Raw genomic sequence first — 5,353 nt, forward strand, 5'->3', positions numbered from 1 at the left:
CAGAGGGTGCTTTGAACGAAGTTCACTCTATGCTTCAGAGAATGAACGAGTTGGCAGTTCAGGCAGCTAACGGTACAAACTCTGAGTCTGACCGTACAGCTATCCAGAACGAGATTGATCAGTTGACAACTGAGATTGATCGTGTATCTGAGACAACCAAGTTCAATGAGACTTATTTGTTGAAGGGTGATCAGGATGCAACACAGAAAGCAAGCTTCAAATATGGCACTAATCAAAATGCTGCCGCTGCAACAATTAATGCTGGTGCTGACATTACTGGAGCCAATGGCTTAAAAATCAAATTTGAATTTGAAGCTACAGCTAGCCAAGATAGTCAAAATGAACTTGCAAAAGCAATTAAAAATCAGGGTGTGACTGTTGATTTTAACTCAACTTTTGATGGTAAGGCTGCTCATAGTACATATAAGCTCAAATTAAATGGAGCTGATAGCAACTTTTCAATTGTAGCAGATGCAACAACAGCAGGAAAGTTTGAAATTCAAGATACTGATGGTAATACAATTGCAACAGCTACGGCTAGTGGCGGTACAGCTGCTACTGATGCAGCTGCACCTGTTTCAACAAGTGATAACATTACTGCAACTAAAGCAACTGCTGCAAAAGTAGCTACAGAAAAAGCTGCTTATTATGACCGCGACGGCAACAAAATCGCAGAAAACGCTCTTGATGACTATTTTTCTATCAACAACGATGGAGATGTAGTTAAGCGTATTGATGCACCAACAGTATATGATGCATTAGGAAATGTTGTTGATTTGGATCCAGATGAAGTTGCTGGTCAAAAGGATATTACAGGTTCCTTAAAACTTAAATTACATGTAGGTGCAGACGCAACTTCTAACAACCAGATTACTATTAACATTGACTCTATGAGTTCTAAGGGACTTGGCATTAATGGTCTACGTGTAGATGGTGCAGATGACACTAACGCACTGAACGCAATCGATACCATCAAGGAATCCATCCAGAAAGTATCCGATCAGCGTTCCGCACTTGGTGCTGTTCAGAACCGCTTAGAGCACACAATCTCTAACTTGGATAACGTTGTTGAGAACACCACATCCGCTGAGTCTCGTATCCGTGATACAGACATGGCAGAAGAGATGGTTAACTACTCCAAGAACAACATCCTTCAGCAGGCTGGTCAGTCTATGCTTGCACAGGCTAATCAGGCAAACCAGGGTGTATTGTCCTTGCTTCAGTAATTAACCAAGAATTCATTGTTTTCGAATCGTTCAAACAGAAACATATTTTTATTACAAAATGGAAGAGGAAGTCGTTTCGGCTTCCTCTTTTTGCTGTTTGACTATTATTCTATTAACGCAATTCATGTTATTAAGACACTTCTACTCGCTCCGGCACTGAACACTGACAAGGCATCACCAGATACCGATCAAGCCTTTTCGTCCTGTCCGATCAATACCTTTTTCCCTTCAAAGGCAAATCCGTAATGCCGGATCCGATCTGCTGGTATTCCCTGTGCTAACAATTCTGCGTCATAATTTTTCTCGGTAATTTGGTCTAATGCGGACTGAACAGCCTCCTCCAGAGTTTCCTTTCTCATCCGGCTGCACACCTTAAATTCAATAATGATCGCAGGATATTTCTCACGCTCCTGCGGAACCATCATAATATCGTACCTTCCAAATCCACTCTCCCGGTTAGATCGTATCATGTAGATACCCGAACGTTCTGCGATCAATCCGAGCACAAATCCGTGATAAAAACGCTCCGGCTCCGGATCGCTTCCATGTTCACTTCCCACATCAAAATAGCTGAATGTGGCAAGAGCAACTTTATTCATATAATAATTCATTGCTTCCAGATCACCAGCAATCAAGGCTTTCATAAAGTAACCATAGTTCGCATCTTGATTTTGAAACCAATTCTGAAACATTGTCGTAAACATACTCAGCGTTTCAACGTTCGTTATATCCAACGTATACCACGGCTCTCTTGTAATGCCGCGATAATCAACCTGTTTCACTTTCAGATATCCGCTGGCAAGCAAAAGACTCCAAATGGCATTTACGTTATGATCTAACTGATTATACACGATCTGCTCATCGAAATTTACGATGATCTCCTGTCCGTTCAAAAGATCCTCCATCTTCTCTTTCACATCGGCAGATGACGTCTGGATCAGTCGGCTCACAAGACCATTGGAGCTGGTGGATGCCCAGTATGGATATAATTTGCGTTCGTCCAGATAATTTGTAATGGACCACGGATTGTAAATATCTCTGTGCTCCCCAAACGTAAAACCGTCATACCACTGTTTCACTTCTTCCTTTTTATCTCCCATACCATACTCATCCAGTGCAGCAAAAACTTCCTCCTCCGTAAAACCGAAACAATCTGCATACAGATTAGAAGTCGTCGTCACGACACGTAAGTTATTCAGGTCAGAGAAAATAGGCTCGGTTAATACCGAGCCATTAGAAGTTTGCTCTGCAAACTTCACACGTTTTGGATACCGGACTCTGGTAATTCCCGTCATAATAGCACGCTCTAAATAAGGATTCGTCTTAAATGTCGCATTGAACAGGCTTCTCACAAAAGTCGTAAATTCATCCCAGTATCCCTGAACATATGCTTCTTGCATCGGCGTATCATATTCATCCAAAAGAATAATGACTTTCTTACCATAATAGCGTTCCATCCAAACGGACAAAGTTTTCAACGCATTCTGTGCTGTTGTATCATCCATTCGAATTGTTGTACTATTATACATTTCTTGCTCATTTTCACTCAGTACATTCTTCCCTAACAAATATCTGTTTTCTTCATACAGCCTTGCAATCTCCTGTTTAATCTGCGTTTTGGCATCCTCCAGATTTCCGGCTTTCACAGCAGCAAAGCTCAAAAAGATCACAGGATACGCTCCCTGCAGTTTCCGATATGTCTCGTCCTGCCAGATAGAAAGTCCTTCAAACAGATCTGCTCGGTTGGCATATTTTTTTGAAAAGAAACATTCCAACATACTCATATTTAAGGTCTTACCAAAGCGGCGCGGGCGTGTGATCAACGTTACAACATCCCGATTTTCCCACCATTCTTTTATAAAATTTGTTTTATCTACAAAAAAGCAATCCTGCTCCCTCAGATCAGAAAAAACTTGTATTCCTATACTAATCGTCTTTTTCATATGCCCACCTGCTCTCCTGTCGTTATCTATTTATGATTTTGACCCAATATCATATTTATTACATTGTAACGGCATTACCCAAAGGTTACAAGACAAATCACCCATTCCATCCACCCAAGATCACCTGTTTTATGGTGCAGGATCTTTTTGTGTTTTGAATATTATACCGCTAAAATAATTCTACCCGCCCCAGCAACAGATCAATCAAATTACAGTGAAATATGCCGTCTTCGTCATAAAAATGATGTGGTATATCCAATCGAACAATGATCTTCTTAAAGAAATCCTTCGTCAGCATTAGTGATGCTTTCTCCGATGACACTTTCTTATCATTCTCCATCTGAAAAGCCGACTGAATATATATTTTTCGGTCCATATCATTCACCACAAAATCAATCTCTCGCTGCACATTTTTCCCAGCGGTCCGGTCCGTCACAACCCCCACATCCACACTATATCCGCGCCGCAAAAGTTCGATATAAATGATATTTTCCATGATATGCCCCGGGTCGAATTGACGATAATTTAACCGTGCATTTCGCAAGCCAACGTCAACATAATAATACTTATTCGGATACTCAAAATATGATTTACCCTTGATGTCATATCTTTTCGCCATCGAAATCAAAAAGGAGTCTTTGGTATGGGTAATATAATTAGATACCAACGCCGAATGGATCTTTTCTCCACGCATACTCGTCAACGCATTTGCAATATTTGTAGGATTTGTCAATGAACTGATCTGCGAAGCCAAAAAATCCAAAATATTGTTCAGTATATCTTCACGTGTGATCTGATTGCGCTCCACGATATCTTTAATGTACACTTCATCAAATAAAGTGGACAAATATTCTTTCTTTTCCCGCTCATCCTCCATTGTCAAAAGCCGCGGCATCCCACCATATAGCATGTAATTATCCAACGCCTTACGTTCATCACCGCCAACCGCTGCATAAAACTCCGCAAAAGAAAGCGGATATACATGAATCTGCGTTGCACGTCCACGAAATTCCGTCGCAATATCCTTTGATAATCCCTTTGAATTACTCCCTGTCACATACACATCCAAATTGTCATATGCCTTCAGCTCGTTCAACATATCATAAATAGTAACCGGGATTCCTCCATTTTCTTCGTCGACTACACTTGTAGTGAACTGTACTTCATCGACAAACAGATAATACTGCTCTTTCGGCTTATCACAAATAATCGACTCCACGTACTCACAAAGTGTGATAGGATTTCGATACTTACTATATCTTCTCTGATCCAATGAAATCTTAATAATATGACTTTCTTCGACTCCCTGCGCCAGCAAATACGCATAAAATAGTTCAAAAAGAATGACAGACTTGCCACAACGACGTATTCCTGTAAGTACCTTGATCTCACCATTCCACATGGTGTGTATCAGCCGATCGATATAGTTATCTCGTTTCATATATGTTCTTGCGTTAATCATAGTCTCACCTCGTCCTTTTTATATTTTCATCGTAAACTTGCGACGTTATCGTCATAACTTTACTATATTATATCAACATATGTACCATTTATCAAACAAAATCGCATCTTCACCATTTGCTATTTGCTTTATTATTCCCAAATTTCTATTTATTTTGCAAGGGAGCAACAGGTCACAAGTATCACCGTAAACTTACGACGCAAACGGCAATAAGCCCTTAATTTTTGCTACGTACGAGCAAAATGCAACACTTTGTAAACTTTTGTTTCATTATTGTACGAGAGGAGGCAGCTCAAAATCAATGAAAACTCATGACATAATGAGCACTTGTGTTCATCTTAAAAGTTTCTGCGAAACTCCATTCTGCGCCAAATCAAGCACAGAATACAAAGTCTGACACAATCGGCACAGTCCATTTCTCATTATTCATGAAACAATTAACTAATCCACCGGGGCGAAAGGATTCACCCCGAACATTTAACACAAGGAGGTAACTACTATGATAGTACAACACAACATTACAGCGATGAATTCCAACAGAATGTTGGGCTTAACAACTAACTCACTTGCTAAATCTACTGAGAAGCTTTCTTCCGGTTATAGAATCAACCGTGCAGCTGATGATGCAGCAGGTCTTTCTATTTCCGAGAAAATGAGAAAGCAGATCCGTGGTTTGGATCAGGCTTCTACAAACGCAGAAGATGGTATTTCCGCAGTACAGA

At 40.4% G+C, this 5,353-nt stretch carries 3 protein-coding genes and 1 pseudogene; 2 read left to right on the plus strand and 2 right to left on the minus strand.

Going from position 1 to position 5,353, the window contains the following annotated elements:
• Positions 1–1,226: flagellin (locus DW981_RS15975; RefSeq protein ID WP_118508186.1), on the plus strand; the 1,226-nt coding region annotated here is incomplete at its 5' end.
• A 188-nt stretch (positions 1,227–1,414) separates the two neighbouring features.
• Here the strand turns inward: DW981_RS15975 and DW981_RS14095 are convergent.
• Positions 1,415–3,169: an AAA family ATPase gene (locus tag DW981_RS14095; RefSeq protein ID WP_118508187.1), complete on the minus strand. Its 1,755-nt coding sequence runs from the start codon at positions 3,167–3,169 to the stop codon at positions 1,415–1,417.
• Between the two features lie 169 nt (positions 3,170–3,338).
• Positions 3,339–4,631 (minus strand): ATP-binding protein, encoded by a 1,293-nt coding sequence (locus DW981_RS14100; protein WP_243034777.1) that lies wholly within the window; start codon positions 4,629–4,631, stop codon positions 3,339–3,341.
• A 499-nt stretch (positions 4,632–5,130) separates the two neighbouring features.
• Between DW981_RS14100 and DW981_RS14105 the strand changes: the two are divergent.
• Positions 5,131–5,353 (plus strand): annotated as a pseudogene (locus DW981_RS14105) (flagellin); the annotation flags it as partial.

Origin of the sequence: Clostridium sp. AM49-4BH (assembly GCF_003478335.1) — a bacterium.
In the GTDB taxonomy this organism is placed as follows: Bacteria; Bacillota; Clostridia; order Lachnospirales; family Lachnospiraceae; genus Butyribacter.